This is a genomic window from Enterobacter cloacae complex sp. P18RS (assembly GCF_014982105.1).
Lineage (GTDB): Bacteria > Pseudomonadota > Gammaproteobacteria > Enterobacterales > Enterobacteriaceae > Enterobacter > Enterobacter hormaechei_C.
Genome location: NZ_JADCKV010000036.1, coordinates 1 through 25,607, shown reverse-complemented (window position 1 = coordinate 25,607; position 25,607 = coordinate 1). Strand labels below are relative to the sequence as shown.

Here is a 25,607-nt window from a genome sequence, read left to right as displayed (position 1 = left end):
TGCTTGGTCGACTTAGTCAGATGTTGTCATCCAAATGTGGGCAATTGTTCATGAAACATGCTGCGTAAACTCCTCGTGGCTTTGCGTAGAAGAATCTTGAACTCATTGTCATCAATGTCTTTTGCACAGTTGTAGCCCAACTCGCTATATAGTTAAATATATAGCGATTAAATAACTTCTGAGGGTTGTATGAATTTGTATATGTTTTATGTCGGCGGAAATGCCGGTAAATCCAATATTGAAGTCCACGACATCCAGTTTGTGGCGGCACGTAAGCCCAATGATGCCTGGCCTGCACTGCGTGAAGCATGGTTTGGTGATAGTGATAAAATTCATATAGACGGCTATAGCCGTATCACGTGGGCCGACGGATACTCTGTCACGCTTTCCCCGGAGCCGCCCCAGTCTACGAAGAGATTATTTTTCGTCAATGCGGGTGGTTACAGGCCGGATACGCTTGCAGAACTGCACGAATATGATCTGTTCGTCGCCGAAAATGCCCGGCAGGCTAAGGAGAAAGCATTACTAACGCTACTTTGCGGTGTCGATCAACAACATAAGGATAATTTAAAAGAGGTTGATGATTGCCTGTTGCTTGAAAAGGTTGGAGGGTTGTTTATTCATCTGACACCCTGCGATACAGGGCATCGCGATCTTCCAGAGTGGCAGGGATATTTACCGATAGGCGCATGAAACTGCAAAAAGAGACGCATTGCTTCAGGATGAAACAGGTCCCCTTTTAGTATTGCTCAGGATGCCGCTCGAGTCTGAGGGCGTCCTGTTCATTGAATATTTACGCTTTTGCGTCTGGCTGTTTTATTGCATATCCAACATACGTCTTCTTTAACTGGCCCAATGTTTCCGGCACCAGGCTCGTCACCCGTTCAAACCGGCACATTATTCGTTACCAGGATGGCAATGGCATGGCGGCCATCGCCGTGTCGTTGCCGCTGGTGGGGCCGAAGCGCATTTCGGAACAGGTGATGGCCAGGATAGCGATAAGCTGATTAGATCAGAATGTGTAACTCATGCTTACCGAGACGCTACGCGGTTCGCCATAGACGGCAGAGTCATCGAGGTAGGAGTAGTATTCGCGGTCGAACAGGTTACGAACGTTTGCCTGCACCGCCAGCTGTTTCGTCAGCTGATACTGCGCGAACAAGTCGACGAGCGGATAGCTGCCCTGATAGAGGCGCTGCGTCTCGCCGTCCGGACCGGTGACATCTTTGTACACCTGATTCTGCCAGTTCACGCCGCCGCCTACGGTCAGATCCGGAAGCGTCGGGACGCGGTAACGGCTGAACAGCTTAAGCTGCGTCTGCGGCGCAAAGCTGTTGAAGCGGCCATCTGAATCACGGGCAACATAGCGGGTCGCGCTGAAGGTAAGCTGTAGATTGTCGGTAACGGCACCGTTCACCTCAAATTCCGCCCCTTTGCTCACTGCGCCTTTGGTTGCCCGATAAGCTTGTTCGCTGGATCCATTAACGAATACCCCGCTGATTTCCTCCCCCGCGTTCTCCTGTTCTATGCGGAATACGGCAACGTTGGTGGTCAGTCGACCGTCCATCCAGTCTGCCTTCAGGCCGGTTTCATAATTTTTACCGGTGACGGGAGAGAGCCATGCCCCCTCTTTCGTGCGTTTGGTTTGCGGGGCAAAAATTGAGGTATAGCTGGCGTAAGCGGAAAGGCTGTCGTTGATGTCATACACCAGCCCGCCGTAAGGGGTGGTGTTGTATTTACGCATATCGCCGCTGCTGCCATCTGAGCTGTACTGGGTATAACGTGCGCCAACGATTAGCGACAACGGATCCGCCAGCGACAGGCGTGCCGCCGTATACGCCGATTTTTGCCGCACGATATCATCCGCATTTTGATACCAGTCGCCCCACTCCGGCTCGGCCACGCTGCCGTCCCAGCTGTTGTTGAAGATGCCAATCTGAGCACTGTCCATTGGCCCGTCTTTGCTGAAGGTAGCATTGTGCTGTCGGCTATAGTTGGCTCCGGCCATCAGCTGATGTTGACGCCCGAGAAGTTCAAAAGGCCCGCTGGCGTAGGCATCAAAGGCGTCCAGAGTGCGCTTGCCGCGATCCTTACTACCCCAGCCTGATGCGCCTTCTCCGGTGGTGGCGTCCGGATTGCCCATCACATAAAGCAGGGTATCATTGAACGTTTGCTCGCCGTGGGTTCCATTGAAACGCACCGACCAGCCGTTATCCCAGTTGTGGGTGAGGTTAGCAAAAACTTTACGCGACTCAACGGAGTATCCCGTCCAGTCTGCCGAGGTATTGACGTTGCGATCGTAATGGGTACGGCTGCCGTTACTGTACAGGCTGGGTAATCCGCCCCAGGTCGGGTTGGCTGTGTTTGTTTGCTGATAGTCCCAGCCCAGCGAGGCCGTCGTGTGTTCCGTTACATCGCCTGCAATGACGCCATAGAGAAATTTCTTGCGCTTGCCATATCTGTCGAGCCAGCTGTCCTGATCCTGATAACCTGCCACGACGCGCCCACGCAGGCTGCCGTCGGAATTGAGGGGCGCGGAGATGTCGCCCACATAACGCTGTTTGTTCCAGCTTCCGTAACTTGCGCTGACGTTGCCCCTGAAGGTTTTACTGTCGGCACGTTTACGCACCATGTTCACCGTTGCTCCCGGATCGCCAGCGCCGGTCATCAGGCCGTTTGCGCCACGCACAATCTCTATACGATCATAAATGGCAGTATCTTCCTGCGCATCGCCAAAGTTCCACGCGTCGCCCATTGATGTGGGGATCTCATCGTAGGCGAAATTGGTGATTTCAAAGCCGCGGGAAAAGTAGCTGGAACGCTCGCTATCAACCTGCTGCGACGAAACGCCGGTGGCATTGGTAAGTACCTGGTCAATGGTTTGCAGGTCTTGATCCTGCATACGCTGGCGCGTCACGACGCTGACTGACTGGGGGATATCGCGCGGGGTCAGCAGCATTTTGGTGCCTGAACGCGTGGTTTTTACCGCATAATCCTGCTGCGAGTCGGCGCTCCCGTTCCCGTCACCGTAGACAACCATCTCTTGTTCTTGCGTATTTTCATCCGCCTGTGCCGGGTGCATGACGGCGGACATTGCCAGCGCAAGCAGTGAAAGTGAGAAGGAAGCAGGAATTAACCCTGCGGGCGCTTTCGCGCGATTAGCCCTGCCTTTAAAAATCATCATGTTACCTGTCTGTTGTTGTCGTTATGTGCAAATCATTCATCCAAATAAGAATGGAAATGATAATTATTTGCTTTATTATGCACAGGTAATTTTGTAAGTTAAATGTAAATAAATGTATATTTATCAAAATCAGCGCGGCTCGCGCATGACAGGAACAAAAAATGAACACATTCCATTGGCTAAAAGGAAAGACATGGGGCTTAAGCATTCTTACCGCGGCGTTAACCCTGAGCGCAACGGCGTCAGCAGCCCTCCCGGGTTCGGCTGAGCTTAAGCAGCGCGAACTCGCTGACGGTCTGTATGAGATGGTTTACTCCCCAACGGCAAACGCGTTGTACGTTGCGAGCGCACAGAGTTTCAAAAACGTCAATGGCGGGGTGCTCTTTAAACTGGATCCCACAACGCTTGCCACGCAAGGTGAAACCCACACCGACCTGAAAAACTTCGGCATGGCAGCGGACGATAATGGCAAGGTCTACTACACCACCAACACCCTTGATGGCGGGGTATCGAAAGTGGACGTGCAAAGCGGCAAGGTGCTACAGCGCCTGATGTTTGAAGGCAAAGACAAGGATGGCGACCCGGTTGGTGCGCGTGAAATCCTCTTCCACCAGGGACAACTGTTTATCGGCGGCGTTGCCGACCCTGGGTTTATCTCCGTGGTTGATGCCAACACCATGACGCTAAAAGCCCGAATCGAAAATGCCGGGAAATGGGTGACGGGGATTATTTATTCGCCGCTGACAGACCGCCTTTATGCCGCCAATGGCGGCGGTGAAATTCTGGTGATTAACCCGGAGACGTATAAAATCGAACAGCGCTGGACGCCGGGAGATAAAAAAGCGTATTTGTTCCTGAATATGGCAGAAGATCCGGCCACCGGGCGCCTGTTCGTGACTGATGATTCAAAAGCCAAAACCACACTGGTATTTGATGAGCGCAGCGGGAAAGTTATCAAGCGTCTTAAAGGCGATGCGCTGGGAATAAAGTTTAACGCTGAGCGCAACGAAATTTTCATCACTCAGCGCGAATCCAGGAAGGTGTTGCAGCTTGACGCCGGGAGCTATGCTGTGAAAAACAGCTGGACGTTCACCAGCCATCCCAACAGTCTTCTGGTAACACCGGACGGTAAAACGTTATACGTAACCGTGAAGCAGGACTTCAATGACGACAATACGACGAAAGGCCCGGATAGTGTGGTTCGTATTTCATTAAATTAAACAATATACAGCCATCCTGTGAGGGATGGCTGACTTATAAACGTGGACGCTGAAGCAGTATCTTTAGTCCGGCCAACGGATAAAGCCGGGTTAAAGCGCCAGATGTTCTAAAGTCGCGGGGATCCTTACTGGGTAAAAGTAAAGGTGTAGCTACGTGAAGCTGGCCCCTATCCTCCTGCAAATTTCGCAGAATTAAGGATTCATTTTGGGAAAGAAAAAACCGGGCCTCGCGCCCGGTTCTGTTCCCACACTAAAAAGCCTTACGCACTCAATCCGCGATTCTCCAGCATCGGTTCGATCTTCGGATCGTGCCCGCGCCAGTTCCGGTAAAGTTCAGCTAAATCAGTGCTGTTGCCGCGGGACAAAATCGCCTCGCGGAATTTCTGTCCGTTCACGCGCGTCAAACCGCCCTGCTCGACAAACCACTGATATCCATCGTCCGCCAGCATCTGCGTCCAGAGATAGGCGTAATACCCTGCCGCGTAGCCGCCGCCGAAGATGTGGGCGAAATAGCTGCTGCGATAGCGCGGCGGTACGGCTGGAAGATCCAACCCCTCTTTTTTCAACGCGGCGGCTTCAAAGGCTTCCACGTCTTCAATGGGCTCCTGAATGCCGTGCCAGTTCATATCCAGCAGCGCGGCGCTCAATAGCTCCGTCATGTCATAACCCTTATTAAACTGGGTCGCATTGAGCATTTTTTCCCGCAGCGCATCCGGCATCGGTTCGCCTGTTTGATAGTGACGAGCAAAGTGCGCAAACACCTGGGGATGGCTGGCCCAGTGTTCATTGATTTGCGAAGGAAATTCAACGAAATCACGTGGCGTGTTGGTGCCTGAAAGCGTGGCATAGCGCTGGCTGGCAAACAGGCCATGCAGGGTATGGCCAAACTCGTGGAACAGGGTAATCACATCATCCCAGGAGATTAGCGCGGTCTGCCCGTTCGCCGGTTTTTGATAGTTGCAGACGTTATAAATCACCGGACGCGCGGCAAACTCATAAGACTGCTCAACAAAATTCCCCATCCACGCGCCGCCCGCTTTGGAATCACGCGCGAAAAAGTCGCCGTAGAACAGCGCCATGCCTTCACCCGTGTGGTCGAAAATCTCCCACACGCGAACATCCGGGTGGTAAACCGGAATATCGAAACGCTCGACAAAGCGGATACCGAACAGCTGCGTGGCGGTCCAGAATACGCCATCTTCCAGCACGGTATTGAGCGCGAAATAGGGTTTGATCTGCGACTCATCCAGCGCGTATTTCGCTGAGCGCACGCGTTCGGCATAAAACGCCCAGTCCCAGGCCTGTACCGTAAAACCACCCTGCTCGTCGTCGATGACCTTCTGAATATCCGCCTGCTCCAGCGCGGCCCTGCCGCGTGCCGCAGGAACTATCCCGCGCATGAATTCGAGCGCGGCTTCCGGCGTTTTCGCCATCTGATCGGCAATGCTCCAGCTCGCATAGTTGTCAAAGCCGAGCAGCTGCGCCTGTCTTGCCCGTAACCCGGTAAGCCGACGGATCAGCTCGCGCGTATCGTTTTCGTCGCCTTTCTGAGTGCGTTCCCAGCCCGCGCTGAACAACTTTTTACGGGTCTCGCGCAACGACAGCGCCGCCAGCGCGGGCTGTTGCGTGGTATTCAAAAGCGGGATCAGCCAGCGATCCGTCAGCCCTTTTTCTGCGGCAGCGTGAGCCGCGGCAGCCACCTCCTCCGCACTGAGCCCGTCAAGCTGGTGAACATCGTCCACCACCAGCCCTCCCGCCTTGTTCGCCGCCAGCAGGCGCTGGTTGAACTGGCTGGTCAGGGTGGCGGCTTCGGTATTCAGGGCTTTCAGCTCGGCTTTTTCATCGGCATTCAGACGCGCGCCAGCAAGAACAAAGTGCTGATACATCTCCTCCGTCAGTCGTCGGGATTCGGCATCCAGCGCCTCGCGATCCTGCCAGACGGCTTCCACGCGGGCGAAAAGCGTATCGTTTAGCCAGATATCGTTCGCCAGCCCGGCCAGTTCGGTGGAGAACTGCTCGTCCAGTGCCTGAAGATCATCGTTGGTGTGTGCGGACGTCATGGCGAAGAACACGCTGCTCACGCGCGACAGCATGGCCCCGCTCTTTTCCAGCGCCAGCACGGTATTGTCGAAGTCCGGCGCGGCGCGCTGCGCGATAATCGCGTCAATGTCTGCACGCTTCAGGCGCATTGCTTCATCAAATGCCGGACGATAATGGCTGTCGTTAATCGCATCAAAACGTGGCGCCTGATAAGGCAACAGGCTAATTTCAAAAAAAGGATTGTTGACCGACATCGTTTACTCCTGAGCACGGTATTTCTCCCCAGAGTAGGCCAGCCTGCGCCGGCCTGCAATGGCGTCATACAAATGTTGCCTTAACGACGTGCCGGAGAGCGTGCTATGTTAGTACAACACAAAAAGCGTTGAGGAACAGTGAGATGATTATTTTAGTTACCGGGGCGACAGCGGGTTTTGGTGAAAGCATCACGCGTCGCTTCGTCGCCAACGGACACAAAGTGATTGCAACAGGGCGTCGTCAGGAGCGTTTGCAGGAGCTAAAAGACGAGCTGGGTGACAGCATTCTGACCGCGCAGCTGGACGTCCGCAACCGCGCCGCCATCGAAGAGATGATTGCCAACCTGCCTGCCGAATGGCGTGAAATTGACGTGCTGGTCAATAACGCCGGCCTGGCGCTGGGCATGGAGCCTGCCCACAAAGCCAGCGTGGAAGACTGGGAAAACATGATCGACACCAACAACAAAGGGCTGGTGTACATGACCCGCGCCGTGCTGCCGGGCATGGTTGAACGTAACCGTGGCCATATCATTAACATCGGTTCCACCGCCGGAAGCTGGCCTTACGCGGGCGGCAACGTCTATGGCGCGACCAAAGCCTTTGTCCGCCAGTTCAGCCTGAACCTGCGCACCGACCTGCACGGAACCGCGATCCGCGTGACCGATGTTGAACCGGGTCTGGTAGGCGGAACCGAATTCTCCAACGTGCGTTTCAAAGGCGACGACGCGAAAGCGGATAAAACCTATGAAAACGCGAATGCGCTGACGCCGGAAGATATCACCGAAACCGTCTGGTGGGTCGCGAATCTGCCGAAGCATGTCAACATCAATACGGTTGAGATGATGCCCGTCAGCCAGACCTATGCCGGACTAAGCGTGCATCGCGGTTAATTTACCCTGCCCGGCCTGCGGGCCGGGTATGTGATGGCAGGGAAAAGAATGGTAGTATGTTCAGGTTAACTCTCTGAGAAATCACAACCCATGGCCGCTGAATCGCAACTTAATCCTACCCAGCCCGTTAATCAGCAAATATATCGCATCTTACGCCGTGATATTGTTCGCTGCCTGATCCCACCGGGAACGCCACTCTCAGAAAAAGAGGTTTCGGTACGTTTTGACGTTTCCCGTCAACCCGTACGTGAGGCGTTTATTAAGCTCGCAGAAAACGGCCTTATTCAGATCCGCCCTCAGCGCGGCAGCTACGTAAATAAAATTTCGCTTTCGCAGGTACGGAATGGCTGTTTTGTTCGCCAGGCCATCGAGTGCGCCGTGGTGCGTCGCGCCGCGTCGCTCATCAACGATAACCAGTGCTACCTGCTGGAGCAAAACCTGCATCAGCAACGAATCGCCATCGACCGCAAACAGTTAAACGACTTTTTCCAGCTGGACGACGAGTTCCACCAGAAACTGGCGCAGATCGCCGAGTGCCAGCTCGCGTGGGATACCGTCGAAAACATCAAAGCTACCATCGACCGCGTGCGCTACATGAGCCTCGACCATGTTTCTCCGCCAGAGATGTTGCTGCGCCAGCATCATGATATTTTCAGCGCGCTGGAAAAACGCGACGTGGAAGCCGTAGATAAAGCGATGACGCTTCACCTTCAGGAAATTAGTGAGTCAGTTCAGTTAATTCGCCAGGAAAACCGCGAGTGGTTCAGCGAAGAATAAAACCTCGCCGCCCCCTTTCGGTTGCGGCGAAGTAATTAGCGGACCACTAATACCGGAATAGTGGCGTAGCGCAGAATAGTTTCAGCATTTGAACCCAGCAGATGGGTTGTAATGCTCGGATTTTTTGATCCGATAACAATGACATCATATTTCCCCTCTTTGCTGAGCTTGATGATTTCATCGCGTACGTTGCCGAAGCGAACTTCACAGTCAATATTGTCCGGGGACATATCAAAGAGCCGTTTCAGCGCCTTCATCTTCTTATCAGACTCGGCGGTCATATACTCTTCGAACTTCTTAATATCGGCATTGAACCCCCGCAGTAACGAACGGCTGCTGTTAGGGAGAATGTTGACCAGGGTGATCGTCGCGCCTTCCGCCTTCGCGAGGTTGACCGCGTGGCGTACCGCTTTATCGCTCAAATCCATTTCAAACACATCAACAGGCATCAAAATTTTCTTATACATAAGCCTGACTCCCTTTCCGATGAAGGGTTATTTTCTGCCTCCAGAATGACATTGTGGATATAAACAAAGCCTAAACACTTGCACCCGGAAACTATCAATTAAGGAAAATAACTGTCCGCTTTGTAAAGTGGTGTCCTGAACCGTCAACGCCTGCATGAAATAAGAAAAAAGTGTGAGCTTGATCAAAAGCAAATAATTTCGTTAAAGAGAGGCGTATTAATAGTGCCCCGTGAACGGCAGCCGTTGAATTAGCGCCGTAACGGATAAGTACGAGAGGAGAAAATACCATGATGACATACGACCGTAACCGAAATGCAATCACCACTGGCAGCCGCGTCATGATTAGCGGCACAGGCCAGTTCGGCGTGATTAAAGCGATCCACAGCGACGGCCTTAATGCCGAGCAGGTGCGTCGTGGTAAAACGGTTGAAGTCGAAGGATGCGAAGGTAAGTTCGAACCGATTGAGCTGATTCGCCTGGGGATGCACTAAGCTGCGCCCCGACATGCCGCCGCGGACGGCGGCATGTCATCGCGTTAAAGCCGGGAGGCGTACTCAGCAACCGTGGCCTTCGCGCCTTTTTGCAGCAACGTTTGATAGGCCTGCATGACCGCAGCCACAAACACCGCGTCCTTCGGCAGCTCGTTACCGAAAATAGCCTCAATGCCCAACAGCGCGCTAACGCGGCTTTCGCCTTCAGCGCTACCGTTTACCGCCGCCTGAATCACCGCCAGCTGCGGATCGCTCACCTCAATCGCGTTACCCTGCTCATCCACACCGCCGACATAACGCATCCAGCCCGCAACACCGAGGGCCAGCAGCGGGAAGGGTTTCTGGTGGACAAGGTGCCAGCGCACGGAATCGAGCATCCGCTGCGGCAATTTCTGGCTACCGTCCATGGCGATTTGCCAGGTGCGGTGGCGCAGGGCCGGATTGCTGTAACGTGCGATCAGCAGGTCGGCATAGTGAGCTAAATCCACCCCCTTCACTTTCAGCGTCGGCGCCTGCTCTTTCAGCATCAGCGCATGCGCGGCTGCGCGATAATGTTCATCTTCCATGCAGTCGTTAATGTGCTGATAACCGGCCAGGTAGCCGAGATAGGCCAGGAACGAGTGGCTGCCGTTAAGCATACGCAGCTTCATCTCTTCAAACGGAATGACATCAGAAACCAGTTCCGCACCGGCCTTTTCCCACTGTGGACGTCCGGCGACGAAATTATCTTCAACCACCCACTGGCGGAACGGCTCGCAGGCGACACCTGCCGGATCGCGTACGCCGGTCAGCTGTTCAATTTTATCCAGCGTTTCAGCCGTGACGGCGGGCACAATACGGTCCACCATGGTTGACGGGAAGGTGACGTTCGCTTCAATCCAGTCGGCCAGTTCGCCATCAACAGCGCGCGCGTAGGCGCAGGTGACATTGCGCATCACGTGGCCGTTTTCCGGCATGTTATCGCATGACATCACGCTGAATGCTGGCAGCCCCGCCGCCTTACGCCGCGCCAGCGCTTCAACCACTACGCCTGGCGCAGATTTCGGCTGATGGGGGTTTTGCAGGTCGGCAACGATTAACGGATGATCGAACATCAGTTGTCCGGTTGCCGGGGAGTGGCAATATCCCTTCTCGGTGATGGTCAGGGAAACAATGGCGACCTGCGGATCGCACAGCGCCGCCAGCACGGTTTCAAGGGCGTCGACCTGCGCATGCAGCGCATTTTTGACGACGCCGACCACGCGCGCCGTCCACGCATCGGCAGACATCTCTGCTACGGTATAAAGATTATCCTGTGCCTTCAGATCGGCGATCTGCTGTTCGCCGCCAATCAGGTTAACTTCGCAGTAACCCCAGTCGCTGCCCTGTTCTGCGGCGAGTATATCGGTGTACACCGCCTGGTGCGCACGGTGAAACGCGCCAAACCCTAAATGAACAATGCGTGCCTTGAGGCTGTCGCGATCGTACTGAGGACGCGTTGCCTTCGCCTGTAATAAACGGTTTTCCATGATTGAGACTCGTTAATTATGAACGCTGAGATCCGCAGCCGCTCTGGTCACAGTGCGGCTGCGCCGGTTGACTAAACCAACTAGAATGGCAGTGTCATTACTTTATCCTGCCGATCACAATACTGGTTATGCTGCCATGAACATTGATTTACATTAACTTTCGGCCAAGTGGTGTGATATAAAAATAAAGTTGTGTGACATCTGGCAAAAGATATAAACCAGATCATACAGGGGTGCGTATCGTCTGCTCGCCGGACCGGACCGTCGGCTCACGCCACAACCTGTCGTAGGAATAGCCTGTTAAATCTTCCACGACCCGGCGAGCTTCGGCGGATACGCGTTGGGGAGAGCCGTTGGCTTTCAGGCGATCCAGCTCATCCACAAAGATTTTGTGCGTACGCTTGTTCAGGTTGAATGTCAGAGCCTGCCACAGGGCCAGGATAAGCAAGGCAGCAGTGCCGATGAACATCAGCATTGCGATGGTATGGATGGCTTCGGTTGGCTGCGTCTGGCTCCCTTTTACAAATCCGCCGCTTTGTAACAGGAGACCCACAATAAAGGTGGCAATAGCGACCGTGGTTTTTCGGGAGAATGTCATTACCGCGGCAAACAGTCCCTCACGACGCTGACGGCTGACCATTTCATCGATATCTGGAATGAACGGGAACACATTCCACGGTGTAAACTCAAGGACGCAGCGCCCCACCTGATACACCCCGGCCAGAATGACCAGCGTCGCGACGGTATTCAGCGCAGGGATCTGGTACACGGCAAAGAAGCCCCCCAAACAGAGCAACATCAGTGAATAGGCAAATACATATAGCTTTGATGGCCCATATCTGATGATCCCTATACCCGCAATTAACGTGACGGGCAGCCCCACAATACTCATCGACAGCAGCGTGCCTGCCAGTGAGGAAGAGACATTCAGACAGTACACGCAGAAAAATACAAATACCGTGTTGTAGACATCTTTGCCGGTAAACGACAGCAGATAGATGGCGAGATGTTTCCTGAAGGCCCGGATTTTCAAGGTGGAACCATACTCCTTAAAAAGTCGTCCAAAGGCAGCCAGCTTCTCCCCTGCTGTTTGTGGGCGTGTGTTTTTTTCCAGCCCGGAGAGCATTTCCGGCGTCAACTCGCGTTCCCAGGTCACTTTCCACGAGATGAATACACATACCATAAACAGTACAGCAAAAATAACGCCGTTTATGAGGTAGGCATGGGCGCTGTTTTCCCCGAAATAGCCGATCAGTAATCCAGGAATAAATGTCGCCAGAAACGTCCCGGACGCTGAAAGAAACATGCGACAGGTAGAGAGTTTGGTCCGCTGGTTAAAGTCTTTTGTCATTTCTGACGGTAACGTTTCCCACGGGATCAGTACCATTGCAGCAATAATTTCAAATGCTAGATAGACGGCGAGATAAAAACCGTATGTCATGCCATCAAGCCACAGCAATGCATAGACCAGCATCAACGGTGCACCGATCAGCAAAAAGAAACGTCGGCGACCAAATTTTTTACCAAAATAGTTTTTGTAAAAATGGTCAGTGAAACTTCCCATAAACAAACTAACGATAGCATCGACAATGCGCGCTATAGCAACAATAGACGCCGCTTCAACCGGTGACAACCCAACAAATGTCGTATAGAAGAATAATAACCAGGCGCCGATAACGGTAAAGGCACCGCCGCCCATAATATCCGTTAGTCCGTAGCCGATACTAACCGGAATAGTAATTTTTTTTGCAGTACGAGACATGTTCCATCCCCACTCAGTGAGTAGAATTTAGAATCTGAAATAGTTTTCAGCATTATCATGGCAAATATTTTTAACCATCTTCGTTAGGATGGCGTTATTATCCGGAACTTCACCACGCTCCACCCAGCCACCAATGATATTGCACAAAATACGTCGGAAATAATCGTGGCGAGTATACGAAACCAGACTACGGGAATCGGTTAACATACCGACAAAATTCATTAATAGCCCCTGATCCGCAAGGCTATGTAGCTGGTTTTCCATTCCGCGTTGAGTGTCGTTAAACCACCATCCGGAGCCAAACTGTATCGGCGATTTAACGCCCAATTCCGCAGTCTGAAAATTAGCGATAGTCGACGCGACAATATCGTTATAGCTGGCGTTGAGGTTATATAGAATGGTTTTGGGCAAAGCTTCAGCCTGCGTCATTGCATCCAGGAGTTGGTTGAGATTGGCCGCAAGATTCGACTGATCGGTCAGCGAGTCAAAACCAGTATTACTACCCAAAGAACGGTACATGCGGGAATTATTATTGCGAATCGCACCGAAGTGTATCTGCATTGCCCAGTTATGCTGCCTGTAATTATGCGCCAGCATAATAAAAATGGCACTGTCAAGAATCGCATTATTACGGGCGTCCAGATTTTCACCCCGGCGCTTTCGGGCAAACACGGATTCAACCTGTCTTTCATCTGCTGACTGAGAATGGATCTCCACGGGTCCGTGATCGGAAATTCGGCACCCCATTTCGTGGAACCAGGCAATACGCTGGCTCATTCCCTTAACAAAATCGCTGAATGTCTGGATTTTAGATCCTGTCGTCTCACCTAATCGATCGATAAAGTCGGCAAACTGTTCCGCGTTTTGCGCAAAAACATCGTCCGGACGAAAGGTCGGTAATACCTTAACGTTGAACGTCGCGTCATCACGCAATAATTGATGGTAGCGTAAATCATCAAGCGGAGCATCTGTCGTGCAAATAACTTCTACCCTGGAGCGTTTAATGAGTTCCCTCGGCGTAAAATCAGGCTGCTGCAATAGCAGATTACAGCGCTCCATTATTTCACGCCAGTTATGCCTGCCCAGCGGTTCGTCACAGTTAAAATAGTGGTGAAGTTCTAAATGAGTCCAGTGATAGAGCGGATTTCCATAGCTCGCTTCGACCGTTTCAGCCCATGCCGCAAATTTATCCTCCGCCGGGGCATCGCCCGTAATGTATTTTTCGTCAATACCGTTGGCGCGCATGGCGCGCCATTTATAATGATCGCCAGCCAGCCAGAGTTCGGCAATATTATCGAGATTTTTATTCTCGAAGATATCTTTCGCGTCCAGGTGACAGTGATAATCAATAATTGGCAGCGCTTTCGCGACGTTGCGATAAAGTTCAACACCTCTCGCATTGCCAATCATAAAGTTATCGTTAATAAAACTCATGACAGGGCTCCATATTTCCGCTGCTTCGCTGCGGTATCGCTCTGGCGCAGGGGTTCAGCTGCATCTTCCACCAGGCTCAAATCGCGGTCGCGCACTTCTGGCATCAGCAAAGCGGAGACCAGCCCAATCAGCGAGTACGCCACCAGCATCGCCACAATCGGCCACCAGGACCCGGTCATATTGCAGAAGATCCCCGCCAGCACTGGACCAAAGCCTACCGCCACCAGACCGCCCGCCTCTTTGGAGATCGCCATGCGGGTAAAGCGGTTTCGCGAACCAAACATCTCCGCCATGGTGATGTTTTCCAGCGCAAACAGCCCGAGCACCGCAAAGTTATGAATAACGATGATAGAGAGCATAATCACGCCCGGCGCGTAACTCTTATCGACGATAATCGACAGCATCGGGTAAGCCAGAATAATGGCTGAAATGTTAAGGATGATATATGGCAGACGGCGCCCCACTTTATCGGACAGCCAGCCCAGCAGCGGGATGGAGACGAAGCCAAGAATCGAGCTGATCATCAGCGCATCGGTTGGGATCGCCTTATCAAATAACAGCGTCTGTACCAAGTACCCGGCAAGGAAGGTCTGGATAAGCCCAGAGTTACCGGCCTGACCAAAGCGCAGCCCCGTCGCCAGCCAGAACGATTTGCTCTTAAACATCGCGCCGACCGAGGTATCCTGCGCAGCAACCGGCGCAACGGCTTCGGCATCGTTTACCTTCTCAAACACCGGGCTCTCTTTAAGGTTCATACGCAGCCAGATGGCGAAGATCATCACCACCACGCTGGCGAGGAACGGCACGCGCCAGCCCCAGGCAATAAGTTCTTCACGATCGAGGGCAAAGAACATCACGGCCCAGATCGCCGTGGCGCTCAGCGTCCCGCAGTTGGTGCCCATGGCCACCAGCGAGGAGATGATGCCGCGTTTACCCTTCGGGGCGTATTCGGCCAGCATGGTGCCTGCGCCGGAGATTTCAGCCCCCGCGCCCAGCCCCTGAATAATACGCAGCGTCACCAGCAGCACCGGTGCGAAAATCCCGATCTGCGCGTAGGTTGGCAGGACGCCGATTAAGGTGGTGCAGATCCCCATCATGGTGATGGTGATAAACAGCACTTTTTTACGGCCAATTCTGTCGCCCATTCTGCCGAAGATAAATGCCCCGACAATACGCGCGATGTAGCCTGCGCCGTAGGTGCCCATCGCCAGGATCAGCGCCATGGCCGCGGACTGCTCAGGGAAGAAAATTTCATGAAACACCAGCGCGGCGCCAAGGGAGTAGAGCTGGAAATCCATAAACTCCAGGGCGGTGCCCAGCCAGCCAGATACGGCGGCTTTCACCAGATCTGACGTACTTCTTTGAGGTTGTGCTTGAGTCATAATGGCTATCTCTGCAAGGTAAGATGCGTACCACTGAGAGCCTGTCTTCGCAGGCTCTTAACCGCGTGAATTATTATTGGTCGAACGTGAGCAAGACTTTGCAGCACTGCCGCTGGTCTTTTTCAAACAGTTCGATGGCGTCTGTAACGTGGTGATAGTCAAATGTATGGGTGACCAGTTTTTCAGGGTCGATCAGCCTTTTTTCCAGCCAATCAATGACCACCGGGAATTTGTTGGCATTCAGGCGCGAAGAGAAGATCGACAGCTCTTTGCCGGTGATCCCCTGCTGCACAATCTGGCTCGGGTCGCTGGAGAAGCCCATCAGCACGATGCGCGCCGCCGGAGACGCCAGCGTAATCGCTTCCTGTAAAATGGACGGATGACAGGCAGCATCGATGATTAACGTCGGCTTGATGCCTTTTTCATCCAGCGCGGCCTGTAAAGAATGCTCGCCGTTGTTGAAGACCCAGTCTGCGCCGCTGCGTTGCGCCATCTCCAGCCGCTCATCAATGCGATCCACCACGATGACCTGCTTCACCTTGTAAACGCCCTTCAGCGCCTGCACGGTGACCAGCCCCATCGGGCCTGCGCCGTAAATCAGCGCCACATCCTGTTCGGTGGGTTTCGCCTGCCCCGTTACGTTGGCGGCAATGGTGAATGGCTCAACCATCACCGCGTGGTGGTCAGGGATCGCATCCGGAATGCGCCAGGCATTTTTCGCCGGCACCACGGCGTATTCGCTGAAGCCGCCGTCACGGTGGACGCCCAGCACCACCAGCGAAGTACAAACGTTCGGTTTTCCAACGGAACATGGGTAGCAGTGCCCGCAGCTGATCACCGGATCAACCGAAACGCGCTGGCCCAGTCGGGTGCCCTCCACGCCTTCGCCAACCGCGTCTATTTCGCCAAAGAACTCGTGACCGATTACCCGCGGGTATTTCGCAAACGGGTTATGCCCGCGATAGATATGGCTGTCTGAACCGCAAATACCGGCGAGCTTAATTTTGACGCGGACGTCGCCTGCGCCCGGCAACGGGAGAGGACGCTCTTCAATCACCAGCACATCCGGCTGTTGGATCACTACGCTTTTCATCATTCGCTCCTCGTTTACCAGTTCCAGAGGGTGCCGTCTTCCAGACGGGCCACCGGCAGATAAGCCGGATCGTACGGGTATTTCGCCGCCAGCTTCTCATCAAACTCAATGCCCAGCCCTGGCTTGTCGCCCGGGTGCATATAGCCGTTATCGAAGCGCCAGCTGTGCGGGAACACTTCCAGCATCTGCTCCGAATACCCCATATACTCTTGCACGCCAAAGTTCGGTACCCACAGGTCAAAATGCAGCGCCGCGGCGTGGCAAATCGGCGACAGATCCGACGGGCCGTGTGAGCCGGTACGCACCTGATAAAGTGAGGCAAAGTCCGCAATGCGACGCATCCCGGTGATGCCGCCCGCATGGGTTATGGTGGCGCGGATATAGTCAATGAGCTGCTCTTCAATCAGCTGCTTGCAGTCCCAGATGCTGTTGAACACTTCCCCCACCGCAATTGGCGTGACGGTGTGCTGGCGGATCAGGCGGAAACACTCCTGGTTTTCAGCGGGAGTCGGATCTTCCATCCAGAACAGACGGTACTCTTCAATGCTTTTGCCGAATCGCGCCGCTTCGATGGGCGTCAGACGGTGGTGCATGTCGTGAAGGAGATGTTCATTGAAGCCGAACTGACTGCGCACTGCGTCGAACAGTTTCGGCGTGAAGTCGAGGTATTTTTCAGTGGACCACAGCTGCTCTTCCGGCCAGGCGCCCTTGGTCGCTGGCTCATACGCCAGCCCTTTTCCTTTTGCCATGCCGTAGGTGGTTTTCATTCCCGGCACGCCGCACTGCACGCGAATTGCCTTGAAGCCCATCTCTTTATGACGGGCATAATCTTCCAGCACGTCGTCAATGGTGTGCCCGGTGGTGTGACAATAAACCATCACCCCTTCCCGGGAGGCTCCGCCCAGAAGCTGATAGAGCGGCATGTTCGCGGCTTTCGCCTTAATGTCCCACAGCGCCATATCCACGGCAGAAATCGCTGACATGGTGACCGGACCACGACGCCAGTAAGCGCCTTTATAGAAGAACTGCCAGATATCTTCGATGCGGTGCGCATCGCGGCCAATCAACTGAGGGCACAGGTGATCTTTCAGGTAGGAGGCAACGGAAAGTTCACGTCCGTTCAGCGTGGCATCACCCAGGCCGACAATGCCCTCATCGGTGGTGATTTTAAGGGTGACAAAGTTACGCCCCGGGCAGGTGACAAATACTTCAGCCCCGACAATCTTCATAATCCATTTCCTTACATCGCTCGTTGTGATGCAGGAAATTTACGCAACTACACTACTACCATACAAGTATAATGATCGTAAAATCAGCGGGCGATCACACTATAAAGACGCTTATGCGCGTCCCCAACCGGCCACGATGATCAACATGCCGCACAGGGCAATCAGCGCGCCTGCCCAGTCATACAGGCTTAGCCTGACGCCATCGACAACGCGCAGCCACAGCAGCGCGGTACAGACGTACACTCCGCCGTAGGCCGCATATACCCTCCCGCTGGCGGCCGGATGCAGGGTGAGCAGCCAGACAAAAAGGGCCAGGGACACACCCGCCGGGATCAGCAGCAGCGCGGAAGCGCCCCGCTTTAGCCAGAGCCACGGCAAAAAGCATCCGATGATTTCGCACAGCGCGGTCGCGAAAAAAAGCAGCGTCGTTTTGAACATTTTTCTCGTTTCGTGAGGATTGATTTAGACATCATACGCGATAATGTTCACATCGTTCCCATACCTGCCGCGCGGGTATGACACCCTTTCGGATTGGTGTAGAATCCAACGGGGTAATCCGATTGTCTGCACCCGTTTAAAGGAAACGCTATGACTACATTAAGCAAACGCCTTTGTCTGACAGCCGTACTGGCGCTGTCATCGTTCGCCTTCGCCGCAACGGCATCAGCCGAAACCAGCAAACTCATCATTGAGTCTGGTGACAGCGCGCAAAGCCGTCAGAACGCCGCCATGGACAAAGAACAATGGAATGACACCCGCAGCCTGCGTCAGAAAGTGAATAAGCGTGTGGAAAAAGAGTGGGATAAAGAAGACGTCGCGTTTGATGCCCGCGACAAATGCCAGCAAAGTGCCAACGTCAACGCCTATTGGGAGCCTAACACCCTGCGCTGTCTGGATCGTCGCACTGGCCGCACGGTAGCACCGTAATGTCGACGCCGTGTGACGTTAAGCTCCGTCCGCTGGAGCGCGAAGATTTACGCTTTGTTCACCAGCTCGACAACAATGCCAGCGTGATGCGCTACTGGTTTGAAGAGCCTTATGAGGCGTTTGTCGAGCTGTCCGATCTCTACGACAAGCATATCCACGATCAGAGTGAACGCCGGTTTGTGGTGGAGTGCGAAGGTGAGAAAGCCGGGCTGGTTGAACTGGTTGAGATCAACCACGTTCACCGTCGGGCGGAATTTCAGATCATTATTTCACCGGAGCACCAGGGGAAAGGTCTTGCGTCCCGGGCGGCAAAGCTGGCGATGGATTACGGGTTTAACGTCCTGAATCTCTACAAGCTTTACCTTATCGTCGACAAAGAGAACGAAAAAGCGATTCATATCTACCGTAAGCTGGGCTTTATGGTGGAAGGTGAACTGATCCATGAGTTCTTTATTAACGGCGAATACCGTAACACCATCCGCATGTGCATTTTCCAGCATCAGCATCTGGCCGGGCATAAGTCCTCCTCCGCCAGCCTGCTTAAACCCACCGCGCAGTAACCTGCGCGGTTTTATTCTCAATAATATTCAATGCTGTTTTTGATGGTGTACTTGTGCTCAACGGCAGGTTTGACGCTGTCATCGGTGATCACCAGCTCACAGCTCACCGGGTTATTATGGCGATCGTAATCACAGCTCTGCTTTACATTGCCCATCGGTTTATCGTTCAACAGGCTTACCGCCGTATAATCCATGCGCTTGCGCAGATCTTTCGACGGCACCGACTTGACCGATAAACGCTTGTCGCCGGAAACCGTAGTTTTACCCAGCGGGTAGCCGTCGGCGTCATACTGGTACTTCACTTCCATCTCTTTGCTGTGCGCGGCAACCACAAACCCGTTATCGTCGGTGTCCCACGTCAGGCCGGCAGACGGCAGTTCCGCCAGCTGACATTTTCCCTGCAACTTTACCTTCTGCTGCTGGGTTTCCGCATCGACGTAGTAGTTAGCATCCAGCACCAGCGCAACGCCCGTATTAGCGTCGAGATCGTGCAGTTCAAGCGTATCGAAACACCCTTCCGTTGACATCGTGCCGGTCACACGTTTAGAGACTTCACCCTTATCGTTGAACAGCGTCTGGGTAAAATCCTTCACCGGCCCGCGCAGAGGATCAAAGTCAAACTCGTTCGAAAAACTCGCCATCTCCGGCGTAAATGACAGCGGCGCGGTGTTGTTGTCGCATCCCACCAGTACCGTTGCCAGTAGCGTTATCGCTGCGTATTTATTCACATCATTTACCAAAAGAATGAAAGGATTGTGGCACTCATAGTAGCAAATAGTATGGTAGCGATGTTGAATTGGTTCGAATACTGGTAAAATGTATGAATTTGGCCCAGCTATTAAGTCTTTAAGGAACGCTAAAAGGATGAGAACTTTTATAGTCAATCTCAAACACTCGCTCGAACGTCGTGCGAAAATGGAATGTCAATTGTCCGAATTGAACATTGCATACGAGTTTATTGAAGCAGTAGATGGTCGAAAAATGACTGAAACTGAACTAAGAAATGTCACACGGGAGACAAATTATGCTTTTCTCCCGGGAGAAGTGGGTTGTGCATTAAGCCATCAAAAAATATACAAAAGAATAATAGATGAAAATATCGACGCCGCTCTTATCCTTGAGGATGATGTTGTACTAAACAGCGATCTGCGTGAGATACTTAATAGCGTTACGCTCAGCAAAACAAAACCTGAGATACTTCTTCTGAGTCGAGTCAATAAATATTACAAAAAACCGTTCAAACACATTTTCGGCTCATATAATATACATAAGACTCAGCATGCCACGACTACTCATGCATACATTATCAATCAAAAAGCTGCTAGAAGCCTTCTGGATAACCTTTATCCTGTATGGATGGTTGCCGATAAATGGAGTTTATTCGAAGACCTATCACTGGCTAAAATTCACTCTATAGTACCTTATCCAGTACGCCTTTCCGAAGAAGCCAATGTTTCAACAATTAATGAATCAAAAGGTGATGCCATGCTGGATGCCAAAAAGAAAAAAATTTGGAATTTACTTATGCGGGAAAGGCCGTTAGCTGCAAAGCTTCGCCACCGTTATCGAAGAGCCATAACTCCTTTATTGAATCAAATAATCGATCAGGGCAAAGGGTAATCTAACATTCTTCAACATGATTACGGCTCCAGGACAATTCAGAAAGACAGGTCCAAAAACAAAAGCTTACCCTAACCCTGCTATGCTTACAGTCCACACAGTGAAAAGGAGCTACAGATGAAACGGTTACCCTGGATTACCGCCCTGCTGTTAATGAGTGCTTCACCCGCTCTTCTTGCGGCCCCGGACTCCTGCGAGCGCGTGAAAAGCGACATTCAGCAGAAGATTATCAACAACGGCGTACCGGAGTCTGGCTTTACCCTGAACATCGTCCCGAACGATCAGGCCGATCAGCCGGATGCGCAGGTCGTTGGGCATTGTGCCAACGATACTTTCAAAATTTTGTACACCCGCACCAGTAGCGGCAACTACCCGGTGAGCGGCGCAGGTACGCAAGAGAATGCGCCCGCTGAGCCGCAATGATTTTCCCACTCAATTCCCCTGATTTGACGAGGATTAATATTTAATACCTCTAAATAAGTAACACTCCCCCCATCATTAGCCCGGTTGTAGTCACGGGTGAAAATAATTATTAACAATGATGGGGTGAGTTATGTCCGAAGTTGAACATCACGGCGGTATAAGCCGTCGAACTCTGGTTAAATCTACTGCCATAGGATCCCTTGCGCTTGCCGCCGGTGGGATCGCATTACCTTTTGGTCTGAAAAGCGCCGCCGCCGCTGTGCAGTCCGCTATTCAGCCCGCAGAAGACAAAGTTGTCTGGGGCGCCTGCTCGGTAAACTGCGGTAGCCGCTGCGCGCTACGTCTGCACGTTCGCGATGACGAAGTCTACTGGGTTGAAACGGATAATACCGGCGAGGATATTTACGGCAACCATCAGGTTCGCGCCTGTCTGCGAGGCCGTTCAATTCGCCGTCGCATTAATCACCCAGACCGTCTGAACTATCCGATGAAACGCGTGGGCAAACGCGGAGAAGGCAAGTTTGAGCGTATCACCTGGGAAGAAGCGCTGGACACCATCGCCGCGAGCCTGAAAAGCGTGGTCGAAAAATACGGCAACGAAGCGGTCTACATTAACTACTCCTCCGGAATTGTAGGCGGCAACATCACCCGCTCCTCCCCTTATGCCTCGCTGGTCGCGCGCCTGATGAACTGCTACGGCGGCTTCCTCAGCCACTACGGCACCTACAGCACCGCGCAGATCGCCTGCGCAATGCCCTACACCTACGGCAGCAACGACGGCAACAGCACATCGGATATCGAAAACACCAAACTGGTCGTGATGTTCGGCAATAATCCGGCGGAAACGCGCATGAGCGGCGGCGGGATCACTTACTACCTTGAGCAGGCGCGCGAACGGTCAAACGCGCGGATGATCGTTATCGATCCGCGCTACACCGACACTGCCGCAGGGCGTGAAGACGAGTGGATCCCGATTCGTCCGGGCACCGATGCCGCGCTGGTGGCAGGTATTGCGTGGGTGCTGATTAATGAAAATCTGGTCGATCAACCTTTCCTCGATAAATACTGCGTGGGTTATGACGAAAAAACCCTGCCGGAAGGCGCACCGGCTAATGGTCATTACAAAGCCTATATTCTCGGCCAGGGTGATGACAAAACCGCGAAAACCCCTGAGTGGGCGTCTCGCATAACGGGCATCCCTGCCGATCGCATCATTAAGCTGGCCCGTGAAATCGGTTCGGCGAAACCGGCCTACATTTGCTAGGGCTGGGGCCCGCAGCGTCAGGCTAACGGGGAGCAAACGTCCCGCGCCATCGCCATGCTGCCGATCCTGACCGGCAACGTCGGCATTAACGGCGGCAACAGCGGCGCGCGCGAATCGACCTACACCATCACCATCGAACGCATGCCGCTGCCGGAAAATCCGGTGAAAACGCAAATCTCCTGCTTCAGCTGGACGGATGCCATTGCCCGTGGACCGGAGATGACCGCCCTGCGCGACGGCGTACGCGGCAAAGATAAGCTCGATGTGCCGATCAAGTTCATCTGGAACTACGCGGGTAATACCATCATCAACCAGCACTCCGATATCAACAAAACTCACGACATTTTGCAGGATGAGAACAAGTGCGAAACGATCGTCGTCATCGACAACTTTATGACCTCGTCCGCGAAGTATGCCGATATTGTTCTGCCGGACCTGATGACCGTCGAGCAGGAAGATATCATCCCCAACGATTACGCCGGCAACATGGGATACCTGATTTTTCTCCAGCCGGTTACCGCCCCGAAGTTCGAGCGCAAGCCCATCTACTGGATCATGAGTGAAGTGGCGAAACGCCTCGGACCGGATATCCATCAGAAATTCACCGAAGGCCGTACGCAGGAGCAGTGGCTGCGCTACCTGTACGCCAAAATGGTCGCCAAAGATCCGCTGCTGCCATCCTACGATGCGCTGAAAAAAATGGGTATTTATAAGCGCAAAGATCCTAACGGACATTTTGTGGCCTATAAAAAATTCCGTGACGATCCGGATGCCAATCCGCTGAAAACCCCGTCGGGCAAAATCGAGATCTACTCCAGCAAGCTGGCGGATATTGCGGCAACCTGGGAACTGCAAAAAGACGAAACCATCACCCCGCTGCCGGTCTATACCTCAACCTTTGAAGGCTGGGACGCGCCCGAGCGCAGCAAGTTCCCGCTGCAACTGTTCGGTTTCCACTTTAAAGCCCGTACCCACTCCAGCTACGGCAACGTGGATGTGCTCCAGGCCGCCTGTCGCCAGGAGGTGTGGCTTAACCCTGTGGATGCGGAGCAACGTGGAATCAAAAACGGGGATATGGTGCGCGTCTTCAACGACCGCGGCGAAGTGCGTATTGCCGCGAAAGTCACCCCGCGCATCATGCCCGGCGTAAGCGCGATGGGCCAGGGCGCCTGGCATGACGCCAACATGAACGGCGATCGTGTCGATCACGGCTCCTGCATCAATACCCTGACCACGCACCGCCCGTCACCGCTGGCGAAAGGCAACCCGCAGCACACGAACCTGGTGCAGATCGAGAAGGCATAAGGATTAACCGATGACTACCCAGTATGGATTTTTTATTGATTCCAGCCGCTGCACCGGGTGTAAAACCTGCGAGCTGGCCTGCAAGGATTACAAAGACCTGACCCCGGACGTCAGCTTCCGGCGTATTTATGAATACGCGGGCGGCGACTGGCAGGAGGACAACGGCGTCTGGCATCAGAATGTCTTCGCCTATTACCTGTCGATTGCCTGCAACCACTGCGAAGATCCGGCCTGCACCAAGGTCTGCCCGAGCGGGGCAATGCACAAGCGCGACGACGGTTTTGTGGTGGTGGACGAGGATGTCTGCATCGGCTGTCGCTACTGCCACATGGCCTGCCCGTACGGCGCGCCGCAGTACAATGCCGCCAAAGGCCACATGACCAAGTGCGACGGCTGCCACAGCCGCGTGGCGGACGGCAAAAAGCCCATCTGCGTCGAATCCTGCCCGCTGCGCGCGCTGGACTTTGGCCCGATTGAGGAGCTGCGCAAAAAACACGGTCAGCTTGCTGCCGTCGCGCCGCTGCCGTCTGCGCACTTCACAAAGCCGAGTATTGTGATTAAACCTAACGCCAACAGCCGTCCGACGGGTGACACCACCGGCTACCTGGCAAACCCGAAGGAGGTGTGAGATGGGAAGTGGATGGCATGAATGGCCGCTGGTGATCTTCACCGTTTTCGGGCAGTGCGTGGCCGGCGCGTTAATCGTGATGGGCTTCGTCTGGCTTAAGGAAAATGATGACAAGGCCAGAATGCGCATCGTGCGCAGCCTGTTTTTTCTCTGGCTGGTAATGGGTATTGGGTTTATGGCCTCGGTACTGCATCTTGGCTCCCCGCTGCGTGCCTTCAACTCGCTTAACCGCGTGGGCGCGTCAGCGCTGAGTAATGAGATCGCGGCGGGTTCGATCTTCTTTGCCGTGGGCGGTTTCTGGTGGCTGGTGTCGGTTATCGGTAAAATGCCCCCAGCTTTGGGCAAAATCTGGCTGGTTGTCAGCCAGATCCTGGGCATCGTTTTTGTCTGGGCGATGACCCGGGTCTATCAGATTGAGACTGTCCCGACCTGGTATACGGGTTACACCACGCTGAGCTTCTTCCTGACGATGGTTCTGGCTGGTCCTCTACTGGCCGCGCTGCTGCTGCGCGTCGCAAACGTGACATTCAAAGGTACTCTTGCCGCGTCAGTCAGCGTACTGGCACTTATCGTCTGCGTGGCGGTCGTCGTGTTGCAAAGCAATACGCTGGGGACAATACAGAGTTCCATCCAGCAGGCTAACGCCCTGCTTCCGGATTATGGTTCGCTTCAGGTATGGCGCATCGCGTTGCTGGCGGCGGGTTTAGGCTGCTGGATCTACCCGCTGATTCGTCGTCAGGAGCCAAAAACGCTCGGCCTGTTTGCAGGTGTCGTGCTGGTGGCGCTGGGTGAACTGATTGGCCGTGGGCTATTTTATGGTCTGCATATGACCGCAGGGTTAGCAATTGCAGGTTAACACAGGTGCGCGGGGCTACCCGCGCGCAAGTAAGGAAAGTTGTAATGAATGACGTCTCACACCGCGAATCGTTCGCGTTCAGCGCCCGGGTACTGGGCGCGCTGTTTTATTTCGCTCCAGACAGCGAGCAGACCGCGCCGCTGGTGAGTGCCCTGACCGCAGGTGACTGGGTTCAGGACTGGCCGCTGGCGGAGGGAAATCTGCTGCCTGTCGCCAGTATGTTTAAGACCCCATCGGATGAAGCGTTGAAAGACGCCTGGCAGCGTCTGTTTATTGGCCCGTATGCCCTGCCC

The 25,607-nt window shown here is 53.6% G+C and carries 23 protein-coding genes and 2 pseudogenes; 14 read left to right on the top strand and 11 right to left on the bottom strand.

All coding sequences use genetic code 11. From position 1 onward, the window contains the following. The first annotated feature begins 189 nt into the window (after positions 1–189). Both INF61_RS21730 and INF61_RS21725 read left to right on the top strand, forming a co-directional pair. Positions 190–693 (top strand): DUF1543 domain-containing protein, encoded by a 504-nt coding sequence (locus tag INF61_RS21730; protein WP_023296544.1) that lies wholly within the window; start codon positions 190–192, stop codon positions 691–693. Between the two features lie 92 nt (positions 694–785). Continuing rightward, on the top strand, positions 786–1,007 hold the full coding sequence (locus tag INF61_RS21725; protein ID WP_053337473.1) for a hypothetical protein: 222 nt from the start codon (positions 786–788) through the stop codon (positions 1,005–1,007). A 5-nt stretch (positions 1,008–1,012) separates the two neighbouring features. Here the strand turns inward: INF61_RS21725 and fhuE are convergent, their stop codons facing one another. Then, complete coding sequence (gene fhuE / locus INF61_RS21720; protein ID WP_047736566.1) at positions 1,013–3,181, bottom strand: ferric-rhodotorulic acid/ferric-coprogen receptor FhuE; 2,169 nt, start codon at positions 3,179–3,181, stop codon at positions 1,013–1,015. 164 nt (positions 3,182–3,345) lie between these two features. On the opposite strand from fhuE, the gene INF61_RS21715 reads away from it, so the two are divergent. Then, the gene (locus INF61_RS21715; protein ID WP_015570607.1) at positions 3,346–4,404 is read left to right on the top strand and encodes a YncE family protein; all 1,059 of its coding nucleotides are present in this window, start codon (positions 3,346–3,348) and stop codon (positions 4,402–4,404) included. 260 nt (positions 4,405–4,664) lie between these two features. Here the strand turns inward: INF61_RS21715 and dcp are convergent, their stop codons facing one another. After that, positions 4,665–6,698 (bottom strand): peptidyl-dipeptidase Dcp, encoded by a 2,034-nt coding sequence (dcp, locus tag INF61_RS21710; RefSeq protein ID WP_015570608.1) that lies wholly within the window; start codon positions 6,696–6,698, stop codon positions 4,665–4,667. A gap of 143 nt (positions 6,699–6,841) precedes the next feature. Here dcp and ydfG point away from each other — a divergent pair, with 143 nt between their 5' ends. Continuing rightward, a complete protein-coding gene (gene ydfG / locus INF61_RS21705) occupies positions 6,842–7,588 on the top strand; it encodes a bifunctional NADP-dependent 3-hydroxy acid dehydrogenase/3-hydroxypropionate dehydrogenase YdfG (RefSeq protein ID WP_015570609.1) in 747 nt (248 codons plus the stop codon). 90 nt (positions 7,589–7,678) lie between these two features. Beyond that, positions 7,679–8,365 (top strand): GntR family transcriptional regulator, encoded by a 687-nt coding sequence (locus INF61_RS21700; RefSeq protein WP_003857403.1) that lies wholly within the window; start codon positions 7,679–7,681, stop codon positions 8,363–8,365. A 35-nt stretch (positions 8,366–8,400) separates the two neighbouring features. Here INF61_RS21700 and INF61_RS21695 read toward each other — a convergent pair whose 3' ends face one another. Then, on the bottom strand, positions 8,401–8,832 hold the full coding sequence (locus tag INF61_RS21695) for a universal stress protein (RefSeq protein ID WP_015570611.1): 432 nt from the start codon (positions 8,830–8,832) through the stop codon (positions 8,401–8,403). A gap of 287 nt (positions 8,833–9,119) precedes the next feature. Here INF61_RS21695 and ydfZ point away from each other — a divergent pair, with 287 nt between their 5' ends. Next, positions 9,120–9,323 carry a putative selenium delivery protein YdfZ gene (gene ydfZ, locus INF61_RS21690; RefSeq protein WP_003857405.1) on the top strand — a complete coding sequence of 68 codons (204 nt, stop codon included), beginning with the start codon at positions 9,120–9,122 and terminating at the stop codon, positions 9,321–9,323. A 44-nt stretch (positions 9,324–9,367) separates the two neighbouring features. On the opposite strand, the gene INF61_RS21685 is transcribed toward ydfZ, so the two are convergent. From INF61_RS21685 to INF61_RS21655, 7 genes are all read right to left on the bottom strand, one after another. Next, positions 9,368–10,831 (bottom strand): mannitol dehydrogenase family protein, encoded by a 1,464-nt coding sequence (locus tag INF61_RS21685; RefSeq protein WP_032669995.1) that lies wholly within the window; start codon positions 10,829–10,831, stop codon positions 9,368–9,370. A 223-nt stretch (positions 10,832–11,054) separates the two neighbouring features. Beyond that, positions 11,055–12,593, bottom strand: coding sequence for an MFS transporter (locus INF61_RS21680; protein ID WP_193548119.1), 1,539 nt, complete (start codon positions 12,591–12,593; stop codon positions 11,055–11,057). A 27-nt stretch (positions 12,594–12,620) separates the two neighbouring features. Beyond that, positions 12,621–14,027, bottom strand: coding sequence for a glucuronate isomerase (gene uxaC / locus INF61_RS21675; protein WP_193548118.1), 1,407 nt, complete (start codon positions 14,025–14,027; stop codon positions 12,621–12,623). Further along, positions 14,024–15,409, bottom strand: a complete 1,386-nt coding sequence (locus INF61_RS21670; protein WP_017694076.1) for an MFS transporter — start codon at positions 15,407–15,409, stop codon at positions 14,024–14,026. The genes uxaC and INF61_RS21670 overlap by 4 nt, the downstream gene beginning before the upstream one ends. Before the next feature lie 73 nt (positions 15,410–15,482). Further along, a complete protein-coding gene (locus INF61_RS21665; protein WP_063659934.1) occupies positions 15,483–16,502 on the bottom strand; it encodes a Zn-dependent oxidoreductase in 1,020 nt (339 codons plus the stop codon). A 14-nt stretch (positions 16,503–16,516) separates the two neighbouring features. Then, the gene (gene manD, locus INF61_RS21660; RefSeq protein WP_017384541.1) at positions 16,517–17,731 is read right to left on the bottom strand and encodes a D-mannonate dehydratase ManD; all 1,215 of its coding nucleotides are present in this window, start codon (positions 17,729–17,731) and stop codon (positions 16,517–16,519) included. 111 nt (positions 17,732–17,842) lie between these two features. After that, positions 17,843–18,169: a YnfA family protein gene (locus INF61_RS21655; RefSeq protein WP_003857412.1), complete on the bottom strand. Its 327-nt coding sequence runs from the start codon at positions 18,167–18,169 to the stop codon at positions 17,843–17,845. A gap of 150 nt (positions 18,170–18,319) precedes the next feature. On the opposite strand from INF61_RS21655, the gene INF61_RS21650 reads away from it, so the two are divergent. Both INF61_RS21650 and speG read left to right on the top strand, forming a co-directional pair. After that, complete coding sequence (locus tag INF61_RS21650) at positions 18,320–18,658, top strand: DUF1283 family protein (protein WP_006808856.1); 339 nt, start codon at positions 18,320–18,322, stop codon at positions 18,656–18,658. Then, a complete protein-coding gene (gene speG, locus INF61_RS21645) occupies positions 18,658–19,218 on the top strand; it encodes a spermidine N1-acetyltransferase (protein WP_003857416.1) in 561 nt (186 codons plus the stop codon). The genes INF61_RS21650 and speG overlap by 1 nt, the downstream gene beginning before the upstream one ends. Before the next feature lie 17 nt (positions 19,219–19,235). On the opposite strand, the gene INF61_RS21640 is transcribed toward speG, so the two are convergent. After that, on the bottom strand, positions 19,236–19,946 hold the full coding sequence (locus INF61_RS21640) for a YnfC family lipoprotein (protein ID WP_017384542.1): 711 nt from the start codon (positions 19,944–19,946) through the stop codon (positions 19,236–19,238). Positions 19,947–20,034: 88 nt separating this feature from the next. On the opposite strand from INF61_RS21640, the gene INF61_RS21635 reads away from it, so the two are divergent. The 6 genes and pseudogenes from INF61_RS21635 to INF61_RS21610 form a co-directional block, all read left to right on the top strand. After that, positions 20,035–20,838 carry a glycosyltransferase family 25 protein gene (locus INF61_RS21635; RefSeq protein WP_080340108.1) on the top strand — a complete coding sequence of 268 codons (804 nt, stop codon included), beginning with the start codon at positions 20,035–20,037 and terminating at the stop codon, positions 20,836–20,838. A gap of 117 nt (positions 20,839–20,955) precedes the next feature. Next, complete coding sequence (locus INF61_RS21630; protein ID WP_003857424.1) at positions 20,956–21,261, top strand: DUF1161 domain-containing protein; 306 nt, start codon at positions 20,956–20,958, stop codon at positions 21,259–21,261. Positions 21,262–21,391: 130 nt separating this feature from the next. Then, a pseudogene (gene ynfE, locus INF61_RS21625) lies at positions 21,392–23,830 on the top strand (selenate/tellurate reductase subunit YnfE). 10 nt (positions 23,831–23,840) lie between these two features. Then, complete coding sequence (locus INF61_RS21620) at positions 23,841–24,458, top strand: DMSO/selenate family reductase complex B subunit (RefSeq protein ID WP_017384545.1); 618 nt, start codon at positions 23,841–23,843, stop codon at positions 24,456–24,458. Between the two features lies 1 nt (position 24,459). Beyond that, positions 24,460–25,314, top strand: coding sequence for a dimethyl sulfoxide reductase anchor subunit family protein (locus INF61_RS21615; RefSeq protein ID WP_063135124.1), 855 nt, complete (start codon positions 24,460–24,462; stop codon positions 25,312–25,314). 44 nt (positions 25,315–25,358) lie between these two features. Continuing rightward, positions 25,359–25,607: pseudogene (locus INF61_RS21610) on the top strand (Tat proofreading chaperone DmsD); the annotation flags it as partial.